The sequence below is a fragment of the Acidimicrobiia bacterium genome (assembly GCA_036271555.1).
In the GTDB taxonomy this organism is placed as follows: Bacteria; Actinomycetota; Acidimicrobiia; order IMCC26256; family PALSA-610; genus DATBAK01.
Genome location: DATBAK010000076.1, coordinates 1 through 25967, shown reverse-complemented (window position 1 = coordinate 25967; position 25967 = coordinate 1). Strand labels below are relative to the sequence as shown.

Below are 25967 nucleotides of genomic sequence, written 5' to 3'. Positions count from 1 at the left end.
GACCGATTCATGAGGGGTTTCGGGTTTTTGAAGGATAAAACCGGCTGTCATCCTCACAGGATGGTCCGGTGAAGTCAACAGATTGAGCCGCCATCCGGGAACGTCGTATGTGGCCGCCCACCCCGTAGGCGTTCAACTTGTATGAACCGCAAAGCAGGGTACAGACTCTGACCGCGAGAACGATGCAGGAGTTGAAGGAGTACGGGTGCCAGCGGAGCGGCACGAACTTTCTCCGCGTGATCTTGCAAGAGAACTACGAGGTCCGGCTGCTCACGAACATCGGGGGCTGGAAGCACGGGTTCTACGAGCTGCCGGCGCGCCTTCATCGCGAGGTCGATTGCTTGATCTGCGTGAAGGATCCCTACGCGTGGCTGCTCTCCCAGTACAATTTCCGTCACCCGAAGAAGGACGTCTCGTTCGAGACGTATCTACGGACGCCGCTGACGGTCGGACGGCCGCCACGCGGCCAGGTCACGAGCTCGAGCCCGGTCCAGCTCTGGGTCACGATGTATCAGCACTGGCTGGCGATCGATCTGCTGCACCGCCGCAAGTTCGTGTTCCGCTACGAGCAGGTCCTGGCCGATCCAGAAGCCTCGATCCGGGAGCTGGTGACCACGCTCGGCTTGCGCCGCCTTCGGCCGCTGCGCCATCGCATCGCGCATCGGCTCGGGATCGCCGAGCATGCCCCGCAGTTCTTCCTGCCCGACGTTCACCTGATGGGTGTACCGAACAACTACCGCGGCAAGGACATCAAGCGCGGCGCGAAGTTCGATGCCGACCGCTACAAGAAGCGGAGCTACTTGAAGGTCTATACGCCGGAGCTGCTCGACCTGATCAACGCCGAGCTCGACCAGGGGCTCCTCGACCAGCTCGGGTATCGTCGCGTCCTCAAGGCGGATCTGCAGCCGGCGGATCCGTCGGTGTCGACGGTGTCGACGGCGTCTCCGGCGGCGTGACGTTCGACGGCGGCGTGCTCGGCGGCCGTGCGCGGATCACGTGAGCGAAGTACGCGGTGTTGAACACGATCAGGATGGCGTGGTTGATGATGCGCGCCACGATCGCGCCGAGCAGCCCGAACTGCGGGATCAGGATGAAGAACATCGCGAGCAGGATGAGCTGGCTCGATAGCCGGCGCGTGTACAGGAATCGCCGGTCCTGTTGCGCGTTGAGGATCGACGCGAGGAATACGAACGGCGATGCCATACATGTCGAAAGCCACAGCCACTTTGCGTATGGGACCGCGTCGATGTAGCGCTGCGAGAAGAACAGAGGGATCAAGATCGGCAGCAGGAAGAACCCGATCAGCCCAAGCGTGATGTATGCGGCGCCGAGCCGGAACATCCGCGGCTTGATGTAGACCCACGCGTCCGCGACCGACGCTGCGGCCGTGACCCCAGGCAGGAACACCTGCTCGAACGCGTTGAAGAACACCTTGACCTGCGCCGGCAGCACGATCGCGACGGACAGGACCGCGACGTCGGCGGGTGTCATGACCTCGCCGACGATCAAGCGGTCGGCGCTGAACACCCATCCGATCAGGGACGCGACCGTGACGTGGTGGCCGTAGCGGATGATTGCGGGGTCGCGGTCGTCGGTCTCCTTGATGTTGCGCAGCCAGAACTGGAGCAAGATGCCGATCGTGGCAGTGGCGCCCTGACCACCCAGCACGACCCACGGAAGCATCGAGTGCGAGGTCGCGCCGGCGGCGACGAATGTCGCGACCGCGACGAGGTTCCCCGACGAGAGCGCGACCTGGCCGATCGTGAGCGCGCGGAACTTGCCCTTCCCGTTCGTGAACGACTGCCAGATCGACGCGAGCTGTGCCGGAATGAACAGCGCAGCCGACACCAGCATCGCCTCGGCGAGGATCGGGTCGGGATACCAGTAGCGAACGATGGCCCACACCGCGATCGCGACCGCGCCGATCGTGCTCGCGATCAGGCGCAGCTTGATGATCGGCCACAGGTTGCCGTCCTTTTTCTTCGCGGCCGAAATCAACGTCGCGTCGTCGAGCCCGGTCAGACAGAAGCTCGCCACGACCGACGCGACGGCGACCAAGATCTGATAGCGGCCGTACGAGTCCTTGGAGAAGTAGTGCGCCCACAGCGCGCTTGCGAGGAAGCCTGCCCCGGCGACGAAGCCACGGGACACGACGAGGATCGCGATGGAGCGCAGGCTGCCGTCAGTTCGGCGTATCGAGCGTCGTCCCACGAGTGTCCTAGGTGGAGGTTATACCGAGCTGCTATACACAGCGCGATGCAGTCCGCGGACGTCAAGCGCTTCTACGAGACCTACAGCGACGAGATCGTCGCCAAGCGGCTCGAGTCGCCGTTCCCGCTGCGACGTCACGCTCATCGCCAGGGCTATCGCACGATCCAATCGTACGTGCGTCCGGGGATGACGGTTCTCGATGCCGGCTGCGGTGAGGGAGTACTCGCATGGTACCTCGCGGAAGCCGGCGCGATCGTGACCGCGATGGACATCTCGCGGCCGAACCTCGAGAACGCATCGAAGTTTCTCGCCGAGCGAGGCGTCGCGGATCGGGTGACGCTCGTGCACGGCGACGCCGAGAGCCTACCGTTTCCCGATGCGAGCTTCGATCTTGTCGTGAGCTCGCATGTCCTCGAGCACCTACCGGACTTCGACCGGGGGCTCGCCGAGATCCGGCGCGTGACGCGGTCGCACGCCGTCGTCGCGTTGCCGACGTGCCTGAACCTCGCGGCGGCCTCGCAGCTCGGCGGCGCCAGCTTCTGGCGACCGTCGAAAGCCGCGCCTCTCGGGCTGCTTCGCGGCTTGTGGCGCATCGTCGCGAACCTGCGCAACGAGGGTGTGCAGGAAGGCTACGCGGGCACCGACGAGCTGCCGCACGTGTGGCGCTACCCGTGGGTCATGAAGCGTCGGCTCGAAGGGGCTGGCTTCGAGATCGTACGCTTCGAGGCAGCGACGCTTGTGGTGCCGTACTTCTCCGCGCTGTTGCCCCTCGTCGAGATCCTCGAGCGTTTCAAGGCGAGCCCGGTGTTGCAAGACCTCGGCTACGGCTCGGTCGCGTACGTCCGCAAGCGGGCGTGACGATGCGGCTCCTGTTCCTCGCCGGCGACCTCACCACCACGAGCGGGTGGGGGACCTACTGCAACGGCTTCCTGGCGCGCGCGCGCGCGGTTCACGGCGACGATGCGGTCGCGTGTCCGCCGCTCGCGAGCCTGGACCGCAGTTGGCGTTGGCGCGAGCTCGGTACGCCACGCGACCTCGCTCGGCTCGTCCGGCTCGCGCGGGGTAGCGCGCTGATCCACGCGCTCGTCGAACCGGCCGCGCCACTGGCGCTGGCGCTGGCCACGCTCGCGCGATGCCGGTTTGTCGTGTCGGCTCATGGGACCTATGCGGACCTCGCGGCGTATCCGAGGAGACAGCGCGCGGCGATCAGGTTCGCGTTTCGGCGCGCAGCAGCCATACTGCCCGTGAGCTCGTACACCGCGACCGTGGCGCGCCGAAGCTTCGGTGACGTGCCGATCGCCGTCGTGCCGGGTGGATTCACGCCGCCGCCGCTGCGACCGCAAGCCCGCACGACGACGAGCGAGGTCCCGCGCCTGCTCTCGGTCGGCGTGCTCAAGGAGCGGAAAGGCTTTCACACGCTCCTCGTCGCGATCGCGCGGCTGCACGCGCGCGGTGTGCGCGTCGCGTGCGACATCGTCGGGCCGATCCCATCGAAGGCGTATCGAGCACGGCTGGACGGCCTCGTCCGCGATCACGACCTCGGCGCGGACGTCTCGATCCGCGGCGTCGTATCGGCGGACGAGCTGGCAGCGTTGTACGCGGGCGCGGATCTGTTCGTGCTCGCGTCGGAGCATGTCGGCCCGGCGTTCGAGGGTCTCGGGCTCGTGTACCTCGAGGCTCTGTCTTACGGCGTGCCGGTGATCGGGAGCCACGACTCTGGCGCGATCGACGTCATCCGTGACGGCGTGAACGGCCTGCTCGTCACGCCCGGCTCACCGGAAGCGCTCGCGAGCGCGATCGCGCGCATCCTCGGCGATGCATCGCTCGCCGGGGCGATGCGCTCCGTAGCCCCGGACAGCGCACGCGGGTTCACGTGGGACGAAGTCGGGACGCGCATGAACGCGGTGTGGACCGCACACGCACGCTAGGCTGCGTCTGGCTTGAAGCGGTCCTTGAGCGCCAGGAACCGAGACTCGTAGAGGCGATAGCTCGCCGCCGCGACGACGAGTGTGATCGACAGCGTCGCGATCCACCACGCGATTTGGTTGGGCCAGAACCCGAGCCGCGTCTTGAACGGCCACACCTTTCCCAGAAGCACGATCACGATCCAGTGATAGACGTACGCGCCATAGCTGACCTTGCCGACCCACATCAGCTTCGGGCGGCGCAGGAACCGTCGCCACGCGCCATCCTCGGAAGCCGCGAGACACGCGACGATCGCGCACGCGAACAACGCTTCGATCGAGACGTAGCCCCACCACACCATCTCCGGATCCTCGGCGCGGAAGTGCCCGGTCAACACGGCTACGGCGACGATCCCTGCGACAGCCGCGGTCGCCACCGGGACCATGAGGCGCTTCAACAGCGCGACGCCGTCCGGCGAGCGCACGACGACCGCGACGAGCCCACCAAGCGCGAGCGTGTCGATCCGGGTGAACGTCAAGAAATGCAGCGTGTGCGTCTCGAACGTCCCGGTCTCCATCAACACGATCCGCAGGGCGGCGGCGATGGCGACGGCGGCGCCGCACATCGGCGCGATCGCGCGCCTCGGGAGAGCCCAGATCAACAGCGGCCACACGAGATAGAACTGCTCCTCGATCGCGAGCGACCAGAAGTGGTTCAGCATCCGGATCCGGTAGTCGTCCGGGTGGATCTGCAGCCAGTTCTGCAGATAGACCCAGTAGTACGGCACGGCCGCTGACGAGCCCGCCATCGCGTGCGACACGACGCCGACCGACACGACCGTCAGCACCGCGTAATACAGCGGCAGGATCCGGAGCACGCGACGGGCGAAGAAGCTCTTGAAGTAGTGCCGGCCGTCTCGTGAGTCGAGGAGGATCCCCGTGATCAGGAACCCCGACAGCACGAAGAACAGGTCGACGCCCGTCCATCCGGTCTCGGTGATCCGATAGAACGTCTCCTGCGCCGTATTCGCGGTCGTGTCGGTACCACGTGCGTGGAACACGAACACCGACAGGATCGCGAGCGCGCGGAGCCCGTCGAGCTCCGGTACGTGACGCCCGGGTCGGCTCATTCGGACTCCTCTGCGGCTCGCTTGTCGACGCCGACGACGTCAGCGACAGGCGTGCGGCGCGCCCGTCGCGTCGCTGGCCGGGCATGTCCCGTTGCCGCTGCCCGGCGGGAAGTTCGTCGACTTCGCGCACACCTTGCCCGCGTTGCGTCCCGTGTCACCGGGGCACACCGTGTTCGTGCCGTCGCAGTACTCGCGGTTGTCGCAGAAGCTGCTGACGTAGTCGCGGCAGATCGTCGTCGACGGGATCGCAGCGCACGTGCCGTTCGCCTGGTTGGTGAACTTCGCCGCGCAGCCGTGGCAGTCACCCGCAACCCCGGTGCCCGCGGCACCGGCGCTCTTGTGGTTGCCACCGCATGCCTGGTCGCAGCACACGCCATCGACGCAGAAGCCCGTGGCGCATTGCGTGCTACCGGTGCACGTCGTGCCGTTCGTCGACGATGCCGTGATGACGCGCGTCGCGACGCGAGCCGTGTCGAGTCGCTGGACCGCGTACGCCACGCGGAAGCCAGGGCTCGTGCCGCCGAGCGCGAGCACCGTCGGCGACAGTTCGTCAGCCGTCGAGTTCGTGACGACGAACTCGGTGCCGGACGGCGTTCCGTTCGAGTTAACCTGCTGACCGAACACGTCGCTGTTTCCGGCGCGGTTATCAGCCCACACGACCAAGATCCCGGTGCCGTTTCCGCTGAGAGCCGGCGTCGTCTGCTGGGTCACCACGGAGCTCAGCTGGATGCCGTTCGGATCGGAGACCGTCAACGAGCTCGAGCCGCCGACGAGTCGCGAGCCGAAGATGTCGCTCTTGCCGGTATTGCGACGATCCGACCACACGACAAACGACTCGCCGGTGAGCGACGTCACTGCCGGGGTGAATTGACCGACCCCAGCGCTCGTGATCTGGATACCGGACGTGTCGAGGACGACCCCGGCCGTCGACACGCGAGCTCCGAAGATGTGGTTCACCGGCACCTGGCGCTTGTCCTGCCAGACCACGATGAACTGACTCGCCGTGGGGTCGAACGTCACGGACGGTGAGGTCTGATCGCCGGCCGCGGCCGAGATCACGATGTCGGCAACGCTCACCGTGCCCGAGCTGTTGATGAGAGCCCCGTAGATATCGAACGACGTCCCGCTGCGCCGATCCGCCCACACGGCAAGCGCGACCGAACCGCTCGACGCGACGGCAGGCGACAGCTGATCGCCCTTGGCGGTCGTGATTGGCGTGCCTGCGGTATCGAGCACCGTGCCGGTGCTCAGCGCAACGCGTGCAGCGAAGATGTCCTTGTCGACGTTGTTGCGCGTGTCCGACCACACGACCAGCGAGTTCGACCCCAAGTCGGTGGATGCCGACGGCGAGATCTGCGCGTTGGCAGCGTTCGATACGGTCAGCGCAGTCGCGTCGAGCTTCGTGTTGCTCGCGTTGAAGCGGACGAGCTCGATGTTGTTGCTGAATACGCGGCTGTCACTCCAGAACATGCCGAAGATGGAGCCGGCGCGGCCCATGGTCGGCTGCGTCTCGCGGTTGTTTCCCGTGCCGATCGGTCCAGCGGTGCCCACAGCGCCGGCTGTCGAGATCGTCGCGCCGAACGTCTGGAACGCGTTGTCGTCGCGGAGATCGCGCCAGATGCCGTAGAAACCGGACGGCGACGTGGCCACCACAGGGTTCTCCTGCGGCTGCGCGGCCGTCGAGATCGCGAAGTTCGAGCCGCTGAGCGCGAAGCCGGTCGTCATCAGCTGGCCGAACACGTCGTAGTTTGTCGTGTTGACGTTGCGAAGGTCTTCCCACACGACGAGACACGTCGTGGACGTGCACTCGATGTTGGGCGTGTCCTGGCTCTGCGTGACCTCGGCGATCACGAGGCCGCCGACCGATGCCGACCCTTCGGTGTGGTGGTCGAGCACGGCGCCTGCCGTCGACACGCGCGTGCCGAAGACGTCCGTGCCGGTCGATGTTCCACCGGCGTTGGCGAACACCACGTCGAAGTTGGTGCCATCGAAGGTCGCGTTGGACTGCGACTGCGTGCCGCTGCCGGCCGACACCGCGAAAGCGGAGCCGTGCAGCGCACCTGCGGTGGTCACGAGCTGGCCCTCGAGGTCCGTGTTCGTCGAGTACGTCACGAGGTAATCGCTCGAGGTCGATGCAGCCACGCCCATCGGCTCGACGACGGCAGCCGTCGCGATCTGGAACGCGGTCCCGAAGCTCGTGCCATTGAAGATCGAGGCCATTGCCGCGCTGCCGGCATTCCAGGTCAGGAGTGCCGTCCCGTTCGAGCGCGTCGCGATGGCCGGGCGCTGCTCGTTCGCTGCGGTCGCCGCGACCGAGCCGATTGCCGTGACGACACCGGTCTTGCTGACCTTCGCCGCCACGATGTTGGCCGCCGACCCACCGCCCGTCAGGAAGTCTTCGTACGCGACGATGTAGTTCGTGCCGTTGAAGCCCACGGTCGGACGCGACTGGATGCCCGTGGTCGTAGCGATCTTGATCCCGAGGGGGTCGAGGACAGCGCCGGTCTGGCTGATTCGAGTGCCCCAGATGTCGCTATCGGTGCCGTCGCGGTCGTCCGACCACACGGCGAGGTAGTTCGTACCGTCGAACGCGATCGCCGGCTGGATCTGGTTCGCGCCCACCGGCCCGGTCACCGGGTTGTCCGCGATCACCTCTGCCGACACGGTCGGGTCGAGGAGAGCTGGGAAGGTCGACTCCGCGAGCACGCTGCTCGGGATCGTCATGCGAACCAAGCCGTCCTCGTATTCGGCCGAGATCGCCCACTCGCCGCCAGCGGCGTCGACCCACACAGCGTTGCTGTAGCGAATCATCGCGCCATCGGCGCCGACGAAGTGCAAGCCGCTCGCGGTCGTCTGCTGGTAGTGATAGCCAGACACCGTGACCTCGACGACGAGGTCGGCGTCGGCATCGCTCGGCGGCGTCGCGAACGACCACTCCTGGTGCAGGTCGTCGGGGTCGTTGTGAAGGTGCTCGACGATGTCACCACGCGCGATCGACACACCACCGTCGTCGTCCAGGCTGGTGCTATTTGCTGCGCCCGCCAGAACGGTGTCGTCGGCGGCGATACGCGTGGTCTCGAGGGTGATCGGGGCGTGCGGGGTGCGCTGGCCGCCCGTGTACGTGTAGGGCGTGAACGACACGATGCCGTCGGCAACGTTCGTCGACTGACTCCGATACCCGCCCGTGAACCCGTTGCCCTCGGGCTGGAACGCGAGCACGACGCCACTCGCGGTGCGAGCGATGCGCTCGGGGCCCGCGAACAGCTGGGTCGGAGCCGCATCGGGCTGATCGGTAACGGGAGCCTGGTCGGGTCCGTCGCCACCCTGGCATCCCATCACGGCGATGACGGCGCCGAACAGCAACGAACGCAGCAAGCTCGCATGGCTAATCACAATAGATCCCTTCTTCAAACTCGGAGCCAGGATAACCCAACACCGCATACGCGGTTTGTGTCCGGTTCACGCCTCAACGTTTATTCGACCGTCAAGGGCCGGCGATGAAGTTCGCCTCGATCTCGGCAGAGCCGAGCGCGCGGTCGTAGACAGCAACCAGGGCATACGTCCCCGTCCACGCCCGCATCAAGGTGTTGTTGTCGTTGGCGAGCACCATCTTGTAGGACCCGTCCCACTTGAACGGTGCCTCCGGAGGCGTCGAAGCGATCTGCTGTCCGTCGACGTAGAGCGCACGGTTCGTATCGTCCGCCACGAGCACGATGTGAGTCATCACACCAGCCACGACCACGTTCGGTGCCGGCAGCAGGTCAGGGCCACCGTTCTGCCATGCCGGGTCAGTCATGTTCGTACGGACTCGTCCCATCCACTGATCGCCGACCTGAAAGATCGAGATGTCGCGCGAGCTCACACTGGAGTCGATCCCTGCCACCGTCGCGGGTGTTGTAGGGCTACCCTCGCTCGAAGCTGCGGGGTCGACCCACGCCTCCAGCGTGACTCCGTGGCCTCCGAGGACGGCCTGGCTGAGGCGGGTCGCCGAGCCAACGTCCGACAGCAACAACGTCGGTCCAGCCACGGTCATCGTACCCGCGCCCCAGGTCACCGCGCCCTTGCTGATCGACAGCGGTACGGCGGGGAGAACGCCGCTGGTCTCGTTCGCGACGCTGCCGCCTCCATCGTCGAACGTCCACAGCGCAACGAGGCCGCTGGTCACGCGTCCACCCGAGTTCCCGTCGTTCGAGGCATCGCCGTTTGCGTCGGGCAGGACGTGGGAGGCATCGCTCACACCGTCCACGGAGGAGTCGGTTGGAGTCGCGTTCGACGGACTGAACGAGCAGCCCATCAAAAGGAAAGCTCCGAGCCCAACCCTCACCGGGCGAGCATATACGAAATCGCCCCTACGCTCGGGTGAAGCCGACCTGACGATCGATTTCGCGGCCGATGCGATCACAGTTGCGGATCACGTAATCGACCTCGGCGAACGGCGTGGGCTCGTCACCCTGGCCCTGCAGATTGCGGCCAAGTGACTGGATGATGCGTAGGTGCGGCGACTCCTTGCGGAGCCGCTGCAAGCCGTAACGGCCCCGGTCCGGGACCGCCTGGAGCAGCGCGCCACCCGCCTCGACAATCGATCGACCGACCGCGCGTCGGATCTTCGAGTCTTGGAGGGTCGACAACGTCGCGAAGTCGCTGAGCATGTCGACGACGATGCGTCCGGTCGTGCCCTGCAGCGTGAGCGTGCGCCGGTTCTCGCGGCAGTTGGCCGAAAACTGGAACGAGGCGATCGTGTGACCACCTGAGAGCGTGACGAGGATCTCATCGGCTGACGTTCCCGGAGGCGCGGTCGGCGTACGGATCGCGGTCACGTTCGCGACCTCGAGCGGACCCGCGAACCAATGAGTCAGGTACAGCTCGTGCGGGAGTGTCTCGAACCAGCGGCCCCCGGGGAGCTTGTGCGACCAGTGCTTGTCGCCGACGAGCATCCGGTCGGTGCTCTCGTGAGTGAGGAACTCGCGGTGGACACGGATGACCTCGCCGATGCGTCCGGCATCGACCCAGCGCTTCGCGAGCTGGATGCTGTGCAGAAACTTCGCGTTGTGGATGACCGCGAGCTTGCACTTCGCTTCGGTGACCTTCGCAGCCATGCGCTCCCAGTCGGCTAGCTTCGTGACGACGGGCTTCTCCATCACGAGGTGGCGCTTGCGCGCGATTGCCTGCTCCGCGATCGCGGCGTGGCTCTGCGGGGGCGTACAGACGTCGACGATGTCGCATTCTTCGACGAGCTGGTCGAGGCGATCGTAGACCGTTTCGACACCGAACTCACCTGCGCGTTTCTTCGCCTGCTCGAGATTGGTGTCGAGCACGCCGCGCACGCGAAACCCGGGCGTGCGCTGCCATGCCGAGAGATGCGCAGCCGAAATCAGACCGCAACCGACGATGCCAACCGAGAACTGCGTCATGTGTGCCTCGCGAGCGCGCGCTCTAGGACGGCCGCGACATGGTACCGCGCGCGACCACGGTCGTGGAGATGTCGACGGATGAATGCTTCGCCAGCGGTTCGTCGCTCGGCGGGTGGCGCGAGAAGTTGCTCGATGTCGCGCGCGAGCGCGTCGTGTCGAAGTGGGGTTGCCGCGCCCTGCTGGACGTACTCGAACGCGTAGCCGTGTCCCGGGATCTCGAGCACGCCGATCGGGCGATCGAAGACGAGCGACTCGAGACCGACCGTCGAGGTCAGGACGATCGCAGCGCGCGACGCTGCGATCGCCGCGAAGATCGAGGCCTCGGGTGCCAGCGTCACGAGGTCCGCGATCGGGCTCGCGTCCGCGACGCGACGGAAGTCGGCCGGATCCTCGTGCGCGTGGTTCTTGACCAGCACGGGGATCCCACGGGCGCGTAACAGCGGCGCCGCCTCGGCGAGCACGCGCGCGAACAGATCGAGCTTGATCCGCTTGTCCCCGTAGCCCTGGATCTCGATCGGGTTCGACAGGAACGCGAGCGGCGCGGTCGCGAGCTTGTGGCGCGCGAGCAGCGCCGCGGCCCCGTCGCGCCACGCTCCAGGATCGAGCGTGTCGAGCCGAGGCGCGCCGGTGACCTCGATCACGCGCGGCGCGACCCCGCTCGCGACGAAGTAATCGCGGCTGCCCTCACCCCACGCGCACACCACGTCGACCGCCGCACCGTACTGCGGACCGCGATAACCATCCGGGAGCGGGAACCGGATGCCTTCCTGCATCAGGACGGTCGCGACGCCCCGCGCACGCATCGCTGCGACGAGCTCGCTGTACGGATACACCGCGTCGTTGGGCACCACGACGACACGTGCGTGCCGCAGCAACACCCGCATCGCGGGTGCAAGCACCAGCGACCACACCGCGCGCTTGGCGATGCTGCCGCGGCTCCAACCGACCGCGTGTTCGCTCGCCAGCGCTGGCTGGCCGCGGCGCTTGCGCAGGTTCAGCGGGATGACCCGCCGCGCGCCCGCGGGTGTCTCGAGCCCGCGCAACTCGGCCAGCGACAGGAGATCGCACGCGATGCCGCGCGACCGCAGCTCCGCGGCCACCGGGGCCATCATCTCGAGATGATGCTTGGGATTCGTGAACACGAACGCGATCGACACGGTCATCCGTACATCGGGACGAGCTCGCTGTAGAGCGCGTCCACTTCGTCGAGTTGGAGGGCAGAAGACCGGAGATAGACCGGACGCAGGTTGCGATACACGAACGACGCCGCGGGTTGGTGCGCGACCCACGCGCGATCGATGCCGGTCAGCAGCGTCCGATGTGCGCGGAACAGCGGCCCGTGGACACGCGATAGGTGCGTCATCAACAGCTCGGGATCGCTCGCGTGCAATACGTCTGCGAACGCGCGCGCGCCGCGGCCGCGACGGATGGTGACGACGAAGCAGCGTCGTTGCCCGGAGACGAGCAGGAGCTGTCCGCACCGGTACGCGCGATGGTCGCGTGCGATGGTCAGCTCGTCGGTGGTCAGCGCCGCGTCGAGCGCGCGCGGCGACGTGACCACCTCGACCCGGTGCGCCGACCACGCTCCCGTAAGCCCCGACAGCGGAGTCGCGACGATACGCTCGCTAGCGCGGTGCTTGAACTTGAAGAAGTCGAGGATCTTCGCGACCTCTTCGGATGCCGAGAAGCACGTGAACGAGACGTCTTTGTCGGCGAACAGTGCCGCGAACATCTTGAGCGTGTGACCGCGATGCTTGTCGTCGACCGCGATGCTGGTCAGGTTGCAGCACCGGACCGTTGCCCCGCGGATATCACGCCGCGAATAAATCGCGCCGATGAACCCGCACACCGCGCCGTCGACGTCGAGCACGATGCCGAGGTCAGGCTTGTCCACGGAGGCAAGCCACGAATAACTCAAGAAGCGGCGGTAGCGACCTGGTGACGCGCGGTCGCCGCTACCCCCCAGTGCGCGCGCCAGATACGCAGACACGGCATCGAGGTCCGAGGCCTGCGCGCGTCGGATCGTGCCTGCCATCGCGGCCACTACGTCACGCCGAGCGCGATCAGGGCGCGTTCGATCTCCGCGACGCTGACGAGCTCGACCGCGCGCTCGGGCTCGAACGACACGCCGAACTCGCCTTCGAGCGCCACGATCAGCTGGATGTGGTTCATCGAGTCCCATTCCTCGACGGTCGTCGAGCTGGTCGTGTCGTCGATCGTGCTCGGTGGAATATCGAGCGCCACGGCGACAACGTTGCGGATGCGCGTCTTCAGATCGGTTGCGGCGGTCATGACTCCTCGAACAACTCGAACGCGAGTGCCGGCGGGGCAAGTTGGGTGAGGTCCAGCCGCCAGCAATTCGGACGCTCCCCGTCGGGCACGAACCCCGTGCTCGCGAAGAAGCCCGCCGCAGGTTTGTTCTTCTTCGTCGGGATCCACTCACCGAGGAGCGCCGTCGCGTGGGAACGCGCGCGGCGAGCGACCGACCACAAGAGTGCGTTCTCGACGCTACGCCCGAGCACCCGACAGCTCATGAGGAAGCTGTCGAGCACGTAGGCGTCACTGGCCGGCGACGGCAACGCGATCGCGAGCGCGACGAGACCATTGTCACCGTATCGATCCGCGACCCGCATCCACAGGGCGATGGCCCCATCTCGTGCGAGCATCGCCTGTAGCGCCGCCTCGTCGTGGCGGCGCGTCGTCACGTTGAACTGGTTCGTCTTCGCGAGCAGCTGGGCGGCGCGTGGGAGGGTCGCGGTGTCGAGCCGACCGATCGTCGCCGTCATCTGCAGCGCGTGCAGGAATTCCTCGACGGAACCCGTGCTGTGCTCGAGTGCGACGCGTTCGCGCTGCTGGATATACTGCTCCGCGCGCTGCCGGTCCTCGGCGGTGACGACGAGGTGATCGAACGCGCCGCAATCGTCCAGCGCGGCTACGTAGCCGACCGGATCGCCCGGCACGTCGACGACGGTCACCTCGGGCAGCTGGTCACGGACCCACGCTCGCTCCACCGGGCTATCGTCGAAGAACACCAGGCTGTCGATGCCGATCTCGAGCTCCGCGGCGATCGTGCGGAGGCTGCTGGCCTTGTCGTTCCAGTGGATCTGCATCGCCGCGAAGTCATCGCGCGTCAGCACCATGTCGCGATGGCTCGCGAACAGCTCGTCGACGTCTGTCGCGTTGTTCTTGCTCGCGATCGCGAGCAGCACGCCACGGTCGCGATAGCCGCGAAGCACGCGCTGGAACGTCTTGTAGACGCTACCGGGATAGTCCTCACCGAGCGCGATCCCGGCCAGGCCGTCCTCGCCGAGCACGCCACCCCAGAGCGTGTTGTCGAGGTCGAGAACCAGGCACTTCGCCGGCGCGCGCCGCATGGCACGCAGGGTTCGTGCGGTTCGGGCTGCGACGGCGATCTGCGCGGCAGCTGTCAGCGGCACGCGCGCGAGAGCCTGCAGCTTCGCGTCGTACCACTGGCGCGTCCCGAGCTCGCTCGCGAGCCGCGCCACGTCGAGCATGATGACGCCGGGGATCGAGGTACATGCGCGCGCAAGGCGGCGATCGAGCTCCGCGACCGCGTATTGCTGGCCGTGCTCGAGCGCGACGTCCGCGAGTCCGGCGACGAGCCGTTGCGGCGGTGCCTGGTTCCACAACACGACACGCGCGGCCGAGTCGGTGCGGAGCGCGCGGACGAGGCCGACAATCCGTGACACGTAACCGTCGATCGCCGCGTCGGTCGCCGTCGACAGGAACTGTGCATCGAGCTCCGGCGCGAGATCCTCGAGACGCGGCGCGACGATTACGACGTCGGGGGCGGCCGTCCAAAGCGCGCTTTCGCGATCGAGCACCAGTTGCTCGAGCTGATTGAACGGCCCGGTCTCGACGGCGGCATCGAGTCCTCGTCGCGCGCACTCGACCAAGAGGTACGGCACGAGCAAATCGAACGTGAAGCTCGCGAGCACGAACACGCGGACCGGGGCGAGACCGTCACGGGCATGCGCGGGTAGCGCCGCGAGTCGCCGCGCCGCGAGTAAATACGATGCCGGTTTGGAGTCGACCGAGGACAGGATGTCGGCAACGGAGCCAGGACCGGACGCAGGGACAGACGCAGGATCGCTCATCGAACGGCTGCTACTGGATGCTCGTGGACGCGAACGTGTTCATCGGTCGGATGGAGAGCTGCCCGCGGTCGCGTAGATGCGCGGCACGCCGAATGATTTTCTCGAGCGTCTCGAGCTGGCGGTCGGTATCGTAATAGAAGTTCGACGGATGAAACCAGAGGTGGAAGGTGCCGCCTCGGCACGCTCGCGACAAGCCAAGCTCCGCCTTCGCGACGATCGCCGCCGGATGTACCGCGCGCCGCAGTCCGTTGCGTGCGAGCAGCAGCATCGAGCTCGGTAGCTCGACAAGCCCGTCGTGCTCGATCGGCTCGACGACCGCCGGCGGGACTGGCAGCATCTTGTCGGCCAGGTTCGCGACGCGACCGGCGACCGCACCAAGCCTCCGGCGCACGGCGATGTGCCAGCCGAGGTCGACGCTGCGGAACACGCGGATTCCGACCGCGCGCAGCAGATCGAGATGGGCGACCTGGTTGCGCGGAAACACGAACGACGTAAACGGTAGGCCGTGCCGCCCGTGGATGTCGCGCGCGGCCTCGAGGTCGGCGCGCAGGTCGTCACGACTGGCGCTGCCGAAGTAGATGTGCGCGTAGCCGTGCGAGCCGATGTCCTGCTCGACGCGCGCACCGCGGATCTTGTCGACGAGATCGGGCGCGTACCAGATCTCGCCGCTGCGCTCCGCGTCCCGATCGAGCAAGCGGCCGACGATTGCCCACGTCGCTGATACGTCGTGGCTCTCGAACATCGCGACGAGTCGACCGACGATGTCGCGCTCGCGCTCCGCACACCGTACATGGACGTCCGCGGATGGCTTGTCCCACGTTCCCCACGCCAGCTCGAGGTCGATCGAGATGCAAAGGGAGCCGGCAGCCACGGCCAACAGGTAGCATGGCCGTCTCACCGTGACATCCGTCCGGCCGATCCCAGCGATCGCGCGAGCATTCACGCTCGCCGACCAGCGCGAGTTCGCCGAGCTGTCGGGCGACTGGAACCTGCTGCACGTCGACCCGGTGGCGGCGCGGCGGACTCTGCTCGGCGCACCGGTCGTGCACGGCGTGCATCTCGTGATGTGGGCGCTCGAGGGAGCTCTTGCAGGCGCGAGTGGCGAGGTCGTGGTGGATCGCGTCCGTGCCGCGTTCCGCAACCCGGCGTACCTCGATCGCGAGCTCGTGGCGCGGTTCGACACCGACACCATCGAGGTCCGTGACGACGGGCGCGTCGTGCTCGATCTGGCGTTCCAGATGCGTGACGCGTCGCACGTGCGCGCCAACCGCATCCTGCAGCCGCCCGGCTCGGCCGACGCGCTCGACCGGTCGTTCGACGACGCCGCCAGCGCTAGCGGCGCTCTCGTGCTGATGCTCGATGTCGAGCGTGCGTCTCGTACGTTCCCGGCGTGTGTGGCGCGTCTAGGCAATCTCGCAGTGGCCGAGCTCCTCGCGACGACGCGCCTCGTCGGCATGATCGCTCCCGGACTCCATTCCCTGTACGCGGGTCTCGCGCTGACCTCTCAGCTACCGCACGCGGGCGGCGACGCGGTATTGCGCTACGAGGTGGCGAAGGCGATCGCGCGCTACTCGTCGATCGCGCTGTCCGTGCGCGGCGCGGTTTGGAGCGGCACGCTCGACACCTTCTACCGACCGCCACCCGCGGTCGTGCCTCTCGATGAGGTGGTGCGACTCGTCGCACCTTCCGAGTACGCCTCTCAGCGTGCGCTCGTCATTGGCGGATCCCGCGGGCTCGGCGAGGCGCTGGTCAAGGCGCTCGCCCTCGGCGGCGCCGACGTCGCCTTCACGTACCGCGTTGGCGAACGCGACGCGGCGAGGGTCGCTGGCGAGCTCGCTGCAACGGGACATCCAGTGCGCTCGTTCGAGTTCGATGTGCTCGCTCCGGGCGTGCTCGCGCAGCGATGGGGAGCGAGCGCACCGCCGACGCATCTCTATTACGTCGCGAACCCGGCTCCGAGGTCGGAGCGCGAGCTCGCGATGCGTGTGCTCGCGACGAGCCTCGATGACGTGGTGGCCGAGACCATCGCGCTCGGCGCCGCGGCGATACCGCTCGTCGTGTGGGTACCATCGACGGCGGTCCTCGACGGGCCGGGCGGCCCAGCGGATCTTCGCGCCGCGAAGCTCGCCGTCGAAGCCGCATGCGCGGAGCTGCCGGCGCGGTTCCCGGTCACGGTGCACGTGCCGCGGCTCCCGAAGTTCGCCACGGATCAGTCGGCCGCGCTGATCCGCGTCCCTCTGCCGTCTCCGATCGCTATTGCTGTCGACGAGCTGCGTCGGCTCGCGTCAGGGTGATGCGGATGGCGCCGCGGCGGGCCCAACCGCAAACATCGCGGTGCCGTTCGGTAGCGCGCCGATGTCGGGCGCGCCGGTGTCCGAGGTCGCGAGCACATCGGGCCAATCCTTCGGCACCGGCTGGCCGGCGTCGATCGCTGGGCTGCCGCCGCCGAGGCGTGCGTCGAGCGGCACTCCAGCGATCACGCTCGCGAGCTTCGGGTCGCCGTAGACGTCGTGCGCGCCGAAGCCAGGCGCGTAGACCTGCTTGCTCGCCTCGAACACCTTGGACTTGCGAAACTGCTTGAAATAATCGATGCCCGCGTTGGCGGTCAGGCTCCACAGTAGGTTCCCGTCGACCTGAAGGTCGTCGGTCGCGTTGGCGAACGAGAGGCCGGGCTTGCCGCTGACCTGCAAGAAGATGTTGTCGAACAAGCGACGCTTCGTGCCCTTCGTCCCCATCACGAGCATCGCGCCGTAGTAGTTGCGGAACGCGTTTTCGGCCGTGACGATCGTGTTGTGATAGACGAACAGCGGCTCCCACGTGGGGCTGCCGTGGTCGCCGCACATGCGGCTGGCGAGCATGCCGGCCTTGTTGCCGCTCGCGTCGAGGTCCGCGTCCTTGGCGATCCAGTTGTAGGTCGGCTCGCGCAGATCGAACACGTTGCGAAAGACGTAGACGCCGGGGCCGACGGTGTTGCTCGTCGTCTTGTGCTGCGCGTGAGCGATCACCGTGTACACGCGCGAGATGTAGTTCTCGTAGATCTGCACGTCCTCGGGAACTGAATCTCGCGGGGGCAGTGCGAGGTAGATGCCGTCGTCGTTGAAGTTGTCGATGCGGTCGTGATGCAGCCGCAGCTTCTTGATGCTGTCGACGATGATCCCATCGTGGCTGTCGGTCAGCTCGTCGTACGCGATCTCCCAGTCCTCGCTCTGCGGGGCTTTGTTGCCGGCGACGAACAGGTACTGCGCGCCACCGCGGTACTTCATGCTCGCGCGAGACGACCACGGTGCGGCGACGCCGCGGAGCGCAGAGCGCACGAGCCGGAAGCCATGCGTCGACTTGACACGCAGCGCTGGCGCGCCGCCGTAGATCGTGACGCCGTCGAGGTCGATCGCGTCCGAGGCGGCGATCTGCACGGTGTCGGTCGCGGAGCCGCGGAACACGATGTCCTGGATGCGTACGTGCTTCGCGTGATCGATCACGAGTGCGCTGCGGTCGATCCCGACGACAAGCGGCAGCTTTCTCGGGTCGGTCTCACCGGTGTAGTTGGGTTGGCTCGCGAGCGTCGTGTGCGCGAGCCGGACGTGAATGCGGTGCGACGACCAGTCGAACCACAGGCCCGGACCGAGGTAGACGCCGGCGCCAGCCTCGGAGTTCTTCACGGTCCAGTACGGATTGTCGGAGCGCAGGTCCGCCACGTAACGATAGCCGTGCAGCGGCACCATCGAGTCGGCGAAGTTGCCGAGGATCCAGATGCCACGCTCGACGTCGTTCGTGATGCCGGTCGAGTAGGTGGCCGTGGATTGGTACTCGCCGGTCGCGCCGCCGGTCACCGGCTCCCAGGCCGATTGCGGCGCGGTCTCGAACTCGCACAAGCCCGCATCGATCGTAGCGACCTCACCGGGCGCGGATCGAATCGTGATCGGTGCGGTCGCGGTACCACTCGCCGTGATCGTGGCGCTCTCGCAGTACGTCCCCGCTCGCAGGTAGATCGTCTCACCGGCCTTGACCGCGGCGATCGCGTGGGCGACCGACTTCCACGGATGCTGCTGGTTGCCGTTCGCCTTGTCGTCACCAGCCTTCGCGTCGACGTAGTGCACGGTGCCACTCGCAGCTGGGCGCGTCGACGCGACGGGCAGCGGTCGCATCGGAGTGTGCGAATCGAAGCTTGGCAACGCGCTCGCTGTTGCCGTCGCCGTCAGCATCGGCACCGGCGCCCCGAGCGCGCACAGCAAGCCGGCCACGGCGTACGCGCGCTTCATGAGTCTGTTGTAACTGCGATCGGCGCGCCGTCCAGCGCCAGGGAGCGTTGCGCAGCGTCCAAGATCGCCACGATCCGAACGGCATCCGCGACATCGGTCACGGGGCGGGCTCCGGTGGCGATGCAATCGAGGAAGTGATCGAGCTGCGCGCGCAGCGGTTCGGTGGCTGGGAGCGCGATGGCATCGCCGGGAGGTGACACCGCGTGATGCTCGAACGGAGCCGGCCGCGACAGTTCGTCCTCGCGTTGGGCGTAGAGCTGCAGCTTGGCGGGAGCGAGATCATCGAACCGAGCCACCCTGAGCGAGCCCGCAACCGTGAACGTGCGCTCCTTGCGCGCGTGCATGCGGGACAGGTGGAGGTGCGCTAGCTGCCCGGTCGCGTAGTGGAGCGTCACGAATGCGATGTCGTCGATCCCCGGCGCGTGCAGGCAACGCCCACGTGCCGACACGCTTCGAATCGGCGCATCGACAAGGGCGTTCAACATCGACAGCTCGTGCGGTCCGAGGGTCCACATCACACCTTCATCGAGGCGGATCCTCCCTTGGCCGGCGCGGATCGCGTGGATGTACAACAGGTCACCGAGAGCACGCTCGCGTGCGAGCATGCGCAGCGCCGCGAACGCGGGATGGAACACCATCTGGTGGCCGGCCATCGCGACGAGCTGGGGCGCGGCCGCCGACGTTGCGGCGAGGCGCCTCGCGTCCGCGAGCGCGAGCGCGACGGGCTTCTCCACGAGGACATGTTTGCCGGCTGCGAGCGCAGCGCGTGCGAGCTCCACGTGCGTGGCTGCAGGCGTGGCGACGATGCAGGCGTCGATCGCCGGGTCGGAGAACACGCGATCCGGATCCGAGACGACGATCGTCGATGGCACGAGACTCGTCGCGCGTGCACGTGCATCGGGATCGGTGTCGACGATCGCGTGAAGCTCACATCGCGGATCGTCGCGGACGACGCGCGCGTGGTTCAAGCCCCACGTGCCCGCGCCGACGACGGCGATCCGAGGTACATCCATCGCGCGAATCCTATCGGTAAAAGGCCGCGATGGCATCGATGACACGCGCGGGCGTGTCATGGGCAAGCATCGGATGGATCGGCAAAGCGAGGACCTCGCGAGCGGCGCGCTCGGCGGCTGGGAACGCACCGCGCCGATAGCCGGATACGCACGGCTGGAGGTGAAGCGGCTCCGGGTAGTAGATCTCGGTTCCGATTCCGGACGAGGCCAGGTGCGCTGCGAGCGCGTCGCGGCGCGGCGCGCGGATCACGAACTGGTGATAAACGTGCGATGCGTGGTCGCCCGGAAGGTGAAGCTCGTCGGGTAGGCGGGTGGCGGCGGCGGCGGCGCGATACGCGGCCGCGTGGCGGCGGCGCGCAGCGGTCCAGTCGCCGAGGTGCGCGAGCTTGGCCCGGAGCACGGCGGCCTGGAGCGCGTCGAGCCGGAAGTTCCCACCGAGCGCGAGGTGGTGATACTTCGGCCGCGCGCCGTGACCTCGCACGAGCTTGACTCGGTCGGCGAGGGTGTCGTCATCGACGATGACCGCGCCGGCGTCGCCGAGAGCGCCGAGATTCTTCGTCGGGAAGAACGACAGGGTGGCGATCGGTCCGAGCGGGGCGCCGATTGCCTGCGCTGCATCCTCGACGATCGCACACGGCGCACTGGGGATACGGGCCGTGCGGCCGAACAGGTGCACCGGCAGGATCGCGCGCGTGCGCGGCGAGCACGCCGACAGCGCAGCCTCGGGATCCAGGGTCATCGCGTCATCGATGTCCGCGAACACGACGCGCGCGCCGACCCGCAGGACGGCGCCGATCGTCGCGAAGAACGTGAACGGCGTCGTGACCACTTCGTCGCCGGGACCGACGCCGAGCGCCATCAAGACCGCGAGGAGCGCGTCGGTGCCGGAGCTGACGCCGATGGCGTGCGCGGCGTGGGTTGCCGCCGCCAGCTCGCGCTCGAAGCCCGCGACTTCGTCGCCGCCGATGAATATGCCGGAGTCGAGGACGCGCGCGATCGCCGCGTCGAGCTCGCCGCGGATCGGCGCGAGCTCTGCGGCCATGTCGAACAGAGGGACGCGCACGTCGCGTCCCCTCAGATCTCCAGCTCGTCGCCCTCGCGCGCGGGCACGACCTGGACGCCGCTGCCGGCGAGGCGCGCGCGGCAGGCCTCGATGATGGCGTCGACGTCGTCGTCGCTGTAGTCCTGGTCGTAGTGGAACGTCACCAGGCGCTCGACCTGGGCCGCCCGCGCGGCGTCGCAGGCCTCGTCCCACGACGAGAAGCCGCGGTTGCGGCGGGTCGCCTGGTCCTCGGGCTTGTACGTCGTGTCGTGCAGCAGCACGTGCGCGCCGCGGTAGTGCGCGATCGCCTCGGGCGGCGCCACGCCGGCGTCGAGGTAGCCGACGTCGCTGGCGTACACGAACACGCGCCCGCGCTCCTCGATGCGGAACGCCAGCGCCGTCGTGTTGCCGTGCGGATGCTCGCGCGCGGTGATCGTCAGGCCCTCGGCCTCGAACGTGCGATCGAGCGGCGCCGCGTGGACCTCGAACTTCGCCGAGAAGTTCTTCAGCGTCTGCAGCGGCGAGAAGTTCGGATCCATCTGACCCTCGAGGATCTCCTCGAGCACGTGGTCCGAGCCGCCGGGGCCCCATAGCGTGATCTCGTTGCCCGCGACGAACACCGGCGGGAAGAACCCGAGGCCCTGGATGTGGTCCCAGTGCGTGTGCGACAGCAGGATCGACGCGCGCCCCTGGCCCTTCGCGAAGCCCTGCGCCATCAGCGCGTTGCCGAGGTGCATCAGGCCGGTGCCCATGTCGATGATGACGAGCCCGCCGCTCGCGGTCGCGATCGACACGCACGCGGTGTTGCCGCCGTAGCGGTTCGTCTCGGGCCCGGGCGCCGGGATCGACCCGCGCACGCCCCAGAAGCGGATCTTCACGCGGGATCCTCCTCGCCGACGGTGAGCTCGAGGCCCTCGTACGCGCTGACGACGCCGAACGGGTCGCCGCGCTTCTCGATCATCGCGCGCGTCGCGACCAGGATCGCGTCGTTCGCGTCGTCGCTGCGCATCGGCGCGTGGTGGTACAGGCACAGCTGCTTGACGCCGGCCTCGCGCGCGATCTCGATCGCGTCGGCCGGCCGCGAGTGTCCCCAGTGCGGACGCACCTGGTACTCCTCGGGCGTGAACTGCGTGTCGTAGATCAGCAGATCGGCGCCGCGCGCGAGCGCCACCACGCCCTGCCGCATCGCGCGCAGCTCCGCGGCGACCGGCGGCGGCAGCGTGCGCATGTCGGGCTGCTCGACGAACTCGCGCCCGAGCAGCATGTCGGTGAACGGCGCGGTGTCCGAGCAGTACACGACCGCGGCGTTGTCGGCCTCGACGCGGTACGCGATCGCGACCCACGGGTGGTTGAGCCGCGTGCACGACACCCTCGCGGTCCCGATCGCGAACGTGTTGCCCTCGACGATCTCGTGGAAGTGCGTGTCGGCCTGCATCGCCTGCAGCGGCACCGGGAAGTACGGCGTGTTGTGCTGCTGGCTGAACACGGCCTCGAGGTGCATGTCGCGCTGGCGCGCGAAGATGTTCACCTGGTTGCCCGCGCGATAGAACGGCGAGAAGAACGGCAGCCCCTGCACGTGATCCCAGTGGGTGTGGCTGATCAGGATCGCGGCGCGGCCGTGGCCGTCGCCGAACGAGCCCTCCATCAGCGACTTGCCGAGCTTCCGGATGCCGGTGCCGGCGTCGATGATGATCGGCGCGTCGCCACGCGGCCGGACCTCGACACACGACGTGTTCCCCCCGTACCGGTTCGTGGCTTTTCCGGGAACCGGAATCGAGCCGCGGACTCCCCAGAACCTGACCTTCATCGAGCCAGAGGCGAACCTAACTGCAAGCGGGCGCGGCTTGCCATCGCTCAGAACGCCTTTCGCGACTCGAGAAGGATCGTAACCGGCCCGTCGTTGAGCAGGTCGACCTGCATGTCCGCGCCGAACTCGCCGGCCGCGACGCGCGTCACGCCGGCAGCGCGCAGCGCGTCGAGGGATTGCTCGTAGAGGGCGCGCGCGGCGACCGGCTCGAGGGCGCTGGTGAACGCCGGGCGGCGACCCTGGCGCGCGTCGCCGTAGAGCGTGAACTGCGAGACCACGAGCACGCCGCCCCCGACGTCGAGGACCGACCGGTTCATCTTGCCGGCGTCGTCGGGGAAGATCCGCAGGTTCGCGACCTTGTCGACGACGTACGCGAGGTCGGATGCCCCGTCGCCGGCACCGGCGCCGAGCAGGACGAGCAGGCCGCGCTCGATCGCGCCGACGACCCGCGTGCCGACGGTCACGCTCGCACGGGACACTCGCTGAACGACCGCACGCATGGGCAACCACTCTAGCTTGTCCGAGGTCACACTCGCCGCTAGGATGCGCCCGCCCATGCGCCTGCCGATCGATCTGCGCATCGCCTCCGGCGATGGCGCGCGCCCGACCTCCGTCGGGCTTGCGATGTGCCTGTCCGTTTGCCTGCTCGGGCTCGCGGCCGGCTGTGGCAAGGAGATCGGTGACTCCTGCGTGCTGTCGACCGATTGCGATCCCAACGGCGCGCGCGTCTGCGACCTGTCCGCGACCGACGGCTACTGCACGATCATGGGCTGCGACTACGACACCTGCCCGAGCGAGGCCGAGTGCGTCGCGTTCTTCATGGGCGAGTTCGACAACGAGACCTGCAACGCGGCCACAGAGGACCAGCCGGGCGGCACGAACGACTGCAACCCCGACGAGGCGTGCACGCTCGACGGCCACTGCGCGCCGATCGCGAGCGAGGTTCGCTACTGCATGCGTACGTGCACCAGCGGCGGGGACTGCCGCGACGGCTACGAGTGCCGCGACCTGAACCTGATGAAGGAGCACGGCGGCCAGCCGATCCTGGCGCCGGGCGACACGGTCGACGACAGCACGCCGAAGTTCTGCGGCGCCGCGCCCGGCTCGTAGCTATCGCGTAGTCTCGCCACGTGTCGATCGCGAGGTTCGTGCTGCGCCGGCTCGGCTCCGGCGCGCTCGCGGTGGTCGGCGCGTCGCTGCTCGTGTTCGCGTTCCTGCACCTGGTCCCGGGCGATCCGGTCGACCACCTCGCGGGCGGCGAGGCGACGCCCGAGCAGCGCGCGAAGCTCGAGGCGTGCATGGGCCTCGACCGCTCGCTGCCGGCGCAGTTCGGGCTGTTCCTCGAGCACGTCGCCGACGGCTCGCTCGGCCACCAGTGCCCGAACCCCGAGCACCGGCCGACCGTCGCCGCGCGCCTCGCCGACGCGCTGCCGCACACGGTCGCGCTCGCGTTCGCCGCGATGGCGGTGGCGATCGTGCTCGCGCTGCCGCTCGGCATCCTCGCCGCGCTGCGCCGCGGGTCGTGGATCGACGCCGCGCTGTCGATCGGCTCGCTGCTCGGCGTCGCCGCGCCGATGATGCTGCTCGCGCCGATCCTGCTGCTGGTGTTCTTCGTCGAGCTCGGCTGGCTGCCGGGCCCGACCGAGACCGGGCCGGCGGCGATCGTGCTGCCGGCGGTCGCGCTCGGCGTGCACCTGATGGCGCTGCTCGCCCGCATGACGCGCGCGTCGCTGGTCGCCGCGCTCGGCGAGGACTACGTGCGCACGGCGCGCGCGAAGGGCGCCGGCGAGCGCCGGGTCGCGCTCGTGCACGCGCTGCGCAACGCGCTGCTGCCGATCGTCACGGTCGCGGGCCTGCAGTTCGGCTCGCTGCTCGGCGGCGCGGTCATCACCGAGAAGGTGTTCGCGCGGCCGGGGCTCGGGCTGACGCTGCTCGACGCGATCGCCGAGCGCGACTACCCGGTCGTGCAGGGCACCGTGCTCGTGATCGCGGCGATGTACGTCGTCGTGAACCTGGTCGTCGATCTCGCGTACGGCGTCGTCGACCCGAGGATCCGCCGCGCATGACGCTCGGGTCGGTCAAGCTCACGCGCAGCGCGCGCGTCGGCCTCGCGATGCTCGCGGCGTTCGTCGCGGTCGGCGTCGTCGGGCCGTGGCTCGCGCCCGACGACCCGCAGCACATCGTGCTCGGCGCGCGCTTCCTCGCGCCGTCGACCGCGCACTGGCTGGGCACCGACAGCAAGGGCATCGACGCCCTCAGCCAGCTGCTCTACGGCGCGCGCGGCGCGCTCGAGGTCGGCGTCGCGGTCGTCGCGGTGACCGCGATCGTCGGCACGGCGGTCGGGCTCGTCGCCGGCTGGTTCGGCGGCGCGGTCGACGAGGTCGCGATGCGGATCGTCGACGTCATGATGGCGTTCCCGGGCGTGCTGATGAACATCGCGATCGTCGCGACGGTCGCGCGCCCCAGCCTCGGGATGACGATCGCGGCGCTGTGCGCGAACGGCTGGGTCGGCTACGCGCGGCTCGTGCGCGGCGAGGTGCTGTCGCTGCGCGAGCGCGACTTCGTGACCGCGTCGCTCGCGCTCGGCGCGTCGAGCGGGCACGTCATCCGCAAGCACCTCGCGCCGAACGTCGTCGGGCCGGTGCTCATCCAGGCGGCGTTCGGGCTCGGCGGCGCGATCCTCGCCGAGGCGTCGCTGTCGTTCCTCGGCCTCGGCCCGCAGCTCGACTACAGCTGGGGCGCGATGCTCGAGCAGGGCACGGCGTTCCTGTGGAAGCCGGGCTTCGCGCACTACGCGCTGGCGCCCGGCCTCGCGCTGATGTGGGTCGTCATCGCCGCGAACCTGGCGCGCGACGGCCTCGCCGATCGTCGCTAGTTCCAATGCCGCTCACTTAGAGTGGCTTCTCGACGAGGACTTCGTGGGGAGCTTGCGGGCGTAGTTGCTCATCTTGATTTTCACGGCCCGTGGATAGATCCGTTCTCCTCGTCGAGGAGGGATGACGAAGTGCCGCAAGCGGTCGGGAAGCGTCGCCACATGTTTCGGGACCGAGCCAGGCGATAGCCCGTTCGCAG

Annotated in this window: 23 protein-coding genes; 7 read left to right on the top strand and 16 right to left on the bottom strand. The window is 68.0% G+C overall.

Going from position 1 to position 25967, the window contains the following annotated elements; genetic code table 11:
- The first annotated feature begins 236 nt into the window (after positions 1 to 236).
- Positions 237 to 956, top strand: coding sequence for a hypothetical protein (locus VH914_17290; protein HEX4492963.1), 720 nt, complete (start codon positions 237 to 239; stop codon positions 954 to 956).
- Here VH914_17290 and VH914_17285 read toward each other — a convergent pair.
- The gene (locus VH914_17285) at positions 889 to 2211 is read right to left on the bottom strand and encodes a hypothetical protein (protein HEX4492962.1); all 1323 of its coding nucleotides are present in this window, start codon (positions 2209 to 2211) and stop codon (positions 889 to 891) included. The genes VH914_17290 and VH914_17285 overlap by 68 nt on opposite strands.
- A 45-nt stretch (positions 2212 to 2256) precedes the next feature.
- Between VH914_17285 and VH914_17280 the strand changes: the two genes are divergently transcribed.
- Together VH914_17280 and VH914_17275 are read left to right on the top strand one after the other, a co-directional pair.
- Entirely contained in the window at positions 2257 to 3069 is an 813-nt protein-coding gene (locus VH914_17280; GenBank protein ID HEX4492961.1) for a class I SAM-dependent methyltransferase, read from the top strand.
- Between the two features lie 2 nt (positions 3070 to 3071).
- Positions 3072 to 4139, top strand: a complete 1068-nt coding sequence (locus tag VH914_17275; protein ID HEX4492960.1) for a glycosyltransferase family 4 protein — start codon at positions 3072 to 3074, stop codon at positions 4137 to 4139.
- Here the strand turns inward: VH914_17275 and VH914_17270 are convergent.
- From VH914_17270 to VH914_17230, 9 genes are all read right to left on the bottom strand, one after another.
- Complete coding sequence (locus tag VH914_17270; GenBank protein HEX4492959.1) at positions 4136 to 5245, bottom strand: acyltransferase; 1110 nt, start codon at positions 5243 to 5245, stop codon at positions 4136 to 4138. The genes VH914_17275 and VH914_17270 overlap by 4 nt on opposite strands.
- A gap of 39 nt (positions 5246 to 5284) precedes the next feature.
- Complete coding sequence (locus tag VH914_17265) at positions 5285 to 8620, bottom strand: hypothetical protein (protein HEX4492958.1); 3336 nt, start codon at positions 8618 to 8620, stop codon at positions 5285 to 5287.
- A gap of 109 nt (positions 8621 to 8729) precedes the next feature.
- Positions 8730 to 9491, bottom strand: coding sequence for a LamG domain-containing protein (locus tag VH914_17260; protein ID HEX4492957.1), 762 nt, complete (start codon positions 9489 to 9491; stop codon positions 8730 to 8732).
- Positions 9492 to 9594: 103 nt separating this feature from the next.
- Positions 9595 to 10656: a Gfo/Idh/MocA family oxidoreductase gene (locus VH914_17255; GenBank protein HEX4492956.1), complete on the bottom strand. Its 1062-nt coding sequence runs from the start codon at positions 10654 to 10656 to the stop codon at positions 9595 to 9597.
- Entirely contained in the window at positions 10653 to 11819 is a 1167-nt protein-coding gene (locus VH914_17250; protein HEX4492955.1) for a hypothetical protein, read from the bottom strand. Before VH914_17250 ends, VH914_17255 begins: the two co-directional genes overlap by 4 nt.
- The gene (locus VH914_17245; protein HEX4492954.1) at positions 11816 to 12550 is read right to left on the bottom strand and encodes a hypothetical protein; all 735 of its coding nucleotides are present in this window, start codon (positions 12548 to 12550) and stop codon (positions 11816 to 11818) included. Before VH914_17245 ends, VH914_17250 begins: the two co-directional genes overlap by 4 nt.
- A gap of 149 nt (positions 12551 to 12699) precedes the next feature.
- Positions 12700 to 12948 (bottom strand): acyl carrier protein, encoded by a 249-nt coding sequence (locus VH914_17240; protein ID HEX4492953.1) that lies wholly within the window; start codon positions 12946 to 12948, stop codon positions 12700 to 12702.
- Complete coding sequence (locus tag VH914_17235) at positions 12945 to 14621, bottom strand: HAD-IIIC family phosphatase (GenBank protein HEX4492952.1); 1677 nt, start codon at positions 14619 to 14621, stop codon at positions 12945 to 12947. Before VH914_17235 ends, VH914_17240 begins: the two co-directional genes overlap by 4 nt.
- Positions 14622 to 14784: 163 nt before the next feature.
- Complete coding sequence (locus VH914_17230; protein ID HEX4492951.1) at positions 14785 to 15645, bottom strand: polysaccharide deacetylase family protein; 861 nt, start codon at positions 15643 to 15645, stop codon at positions 14785 to 14787.
- A gap of 28 nt (positions 15646 to 15673) precedes the next feature.
- On the opposite strand from VH914_17230, the gene VH914_17225 reads away from it, so the two are divergent.
- A complete protein-coding gene (locus VH914_17225; protein ID HEX4492950.1) occupies positions 15674 to 17068 on the top strand; it encodes an SDR family NAD(P)-dependent oxidoreductase in 1395 nt (464 codons plus the stop codon).
- On the opposite strand, the gene VH914_17220 is transcribed toward VH914_17225, so the two are convergent.
- The 6 genes from VH914_17220 to dtd all read right to left on the bottom strand — a co-directional run bounded on the left by VH914_17220 (position 17060) and on the right by dtd (position 23395).
- The gene (locus VH914_17220) at positions 17060 to 18919 is read right to left on the bottom strand and encodes a DUF1565 domain-containing protein (protein ID HEX4492949.1); all 1860 of its coding nucleotides are present in this window, start codon (positions 18917 to 18919) and stop codon (positions 17060 to 17062) included. The genes VH914_17225 and VH914_17220 overlap by 9 nt on opposite strands.
- Before the next feature lie 110 nt (positions 18920 to 19029).
- Positions 19030 to 20046, bottom strand: coding sequence for a Gfo/Idh/MocA family oxidoreductase (locus VH914_17215; protein ID HEX4492948.1), 1017 nt, complete (start codon positions 20044 to 20046; stop codon positions 19030 to 19032).
- Positions 20047 to 20056: 10 nt separating this feature from the next.
- On the bottom strand, positions 20057 to 21109 hold the full coding sequence (locus tag VH914_17210) for a DegT/DnrJ/EryC1/StrS family aminotransferase (GenBank protein HEX4492947.1): 1053 nt from the start codon (positions 21107 to 21109) through the stop codon (positions 20057 to 20059).
- An 11-nt stretch (positions 21110 to 21120) separates the two neighbouring features.
- On the bottom strand, positions 21121 to 21966 hold the full coding sequence (locus tag VH914_17205; protein ID HEX4492946.1) for an MBL fold metallo-hydrolase: 846 nt from the start codon (positions 21964 to 21966) through the stop codon (positions 21121 to 21123).
- Positions 21963 to 22895, bottom strand: a complete 933-nt coding sequence (locus VH914_17200) for an MBL fold metallo-hydrolase (protein HEX4492945.1) — start codon at positions 22893 to 22895, stop codon at positions 21963 to 21965. The genes VH914_17205 and VH914_17200 overlap by 4 nt, the downstream gene beginning before the upstream one ends.
- A gap of 47 nt (positions 22896 to 22942) precedes the next feature.
- The gene (gene dtd, locus VH914_17195) at positions 22943 to 23395 is read right to left on the bottom strand and encodes a D-aminoacyl-tRNA deacylase (GenBank protein ID HEX4492944.1); all 453 of its coding nucleotides are present in this window, start codon (positions 23393 to 23395) and stop codon (positions 22943 to 22945) included.
- A gap of 55 nt (positions 23396 to 23450) precedes the next feature.
- On the opposite strand from dtd, the gene VH914_17190 reads away from it, so the two are divergent.
- From VH914_17190 to VH914_17180, 3 genes are read left to right on the top strand one after another with little or no spacing between them, the layout of a single operon-like run.
- Positions 23451 to 24005, top strand: a complete 555-nt coding sequence (locus VH914_17190; GenBank protein HEX4492943.1) for a hypothetical protein — start codon at positions 23451 to 23453, stop codon at positions 24003 to 24005.
- Between the two features lie 20 nt (positions 24006 to 24025).
- The gene (locus VH914_17185) at positions 24026 to 24961 is read left to right on the top strand and encodes an ABC transporter permease (protein HEX4492942.1); all 936 of its coding nucleotides are present in this window, start codon (positions 24026 to 24028) and stop codon (positions 24959 to 24961) included.
- On the top strand, positions 24958 to 25770 hold the full coding sequence (locus tag VH914_17180) for an ABC transporter permease (GenBank protein ID HEX4492941.1): 813 nt from the start codon (positions 24958 to 24960) through the stop codon (positions 25768 to 25770). Before VH914_17185 ends, VH914_17180 begins: the two co-directional genes overlap by 4 nt.
- The last annotated feature ends 197 nt before the right edge of the window (positions 25771 to 25967 follow it).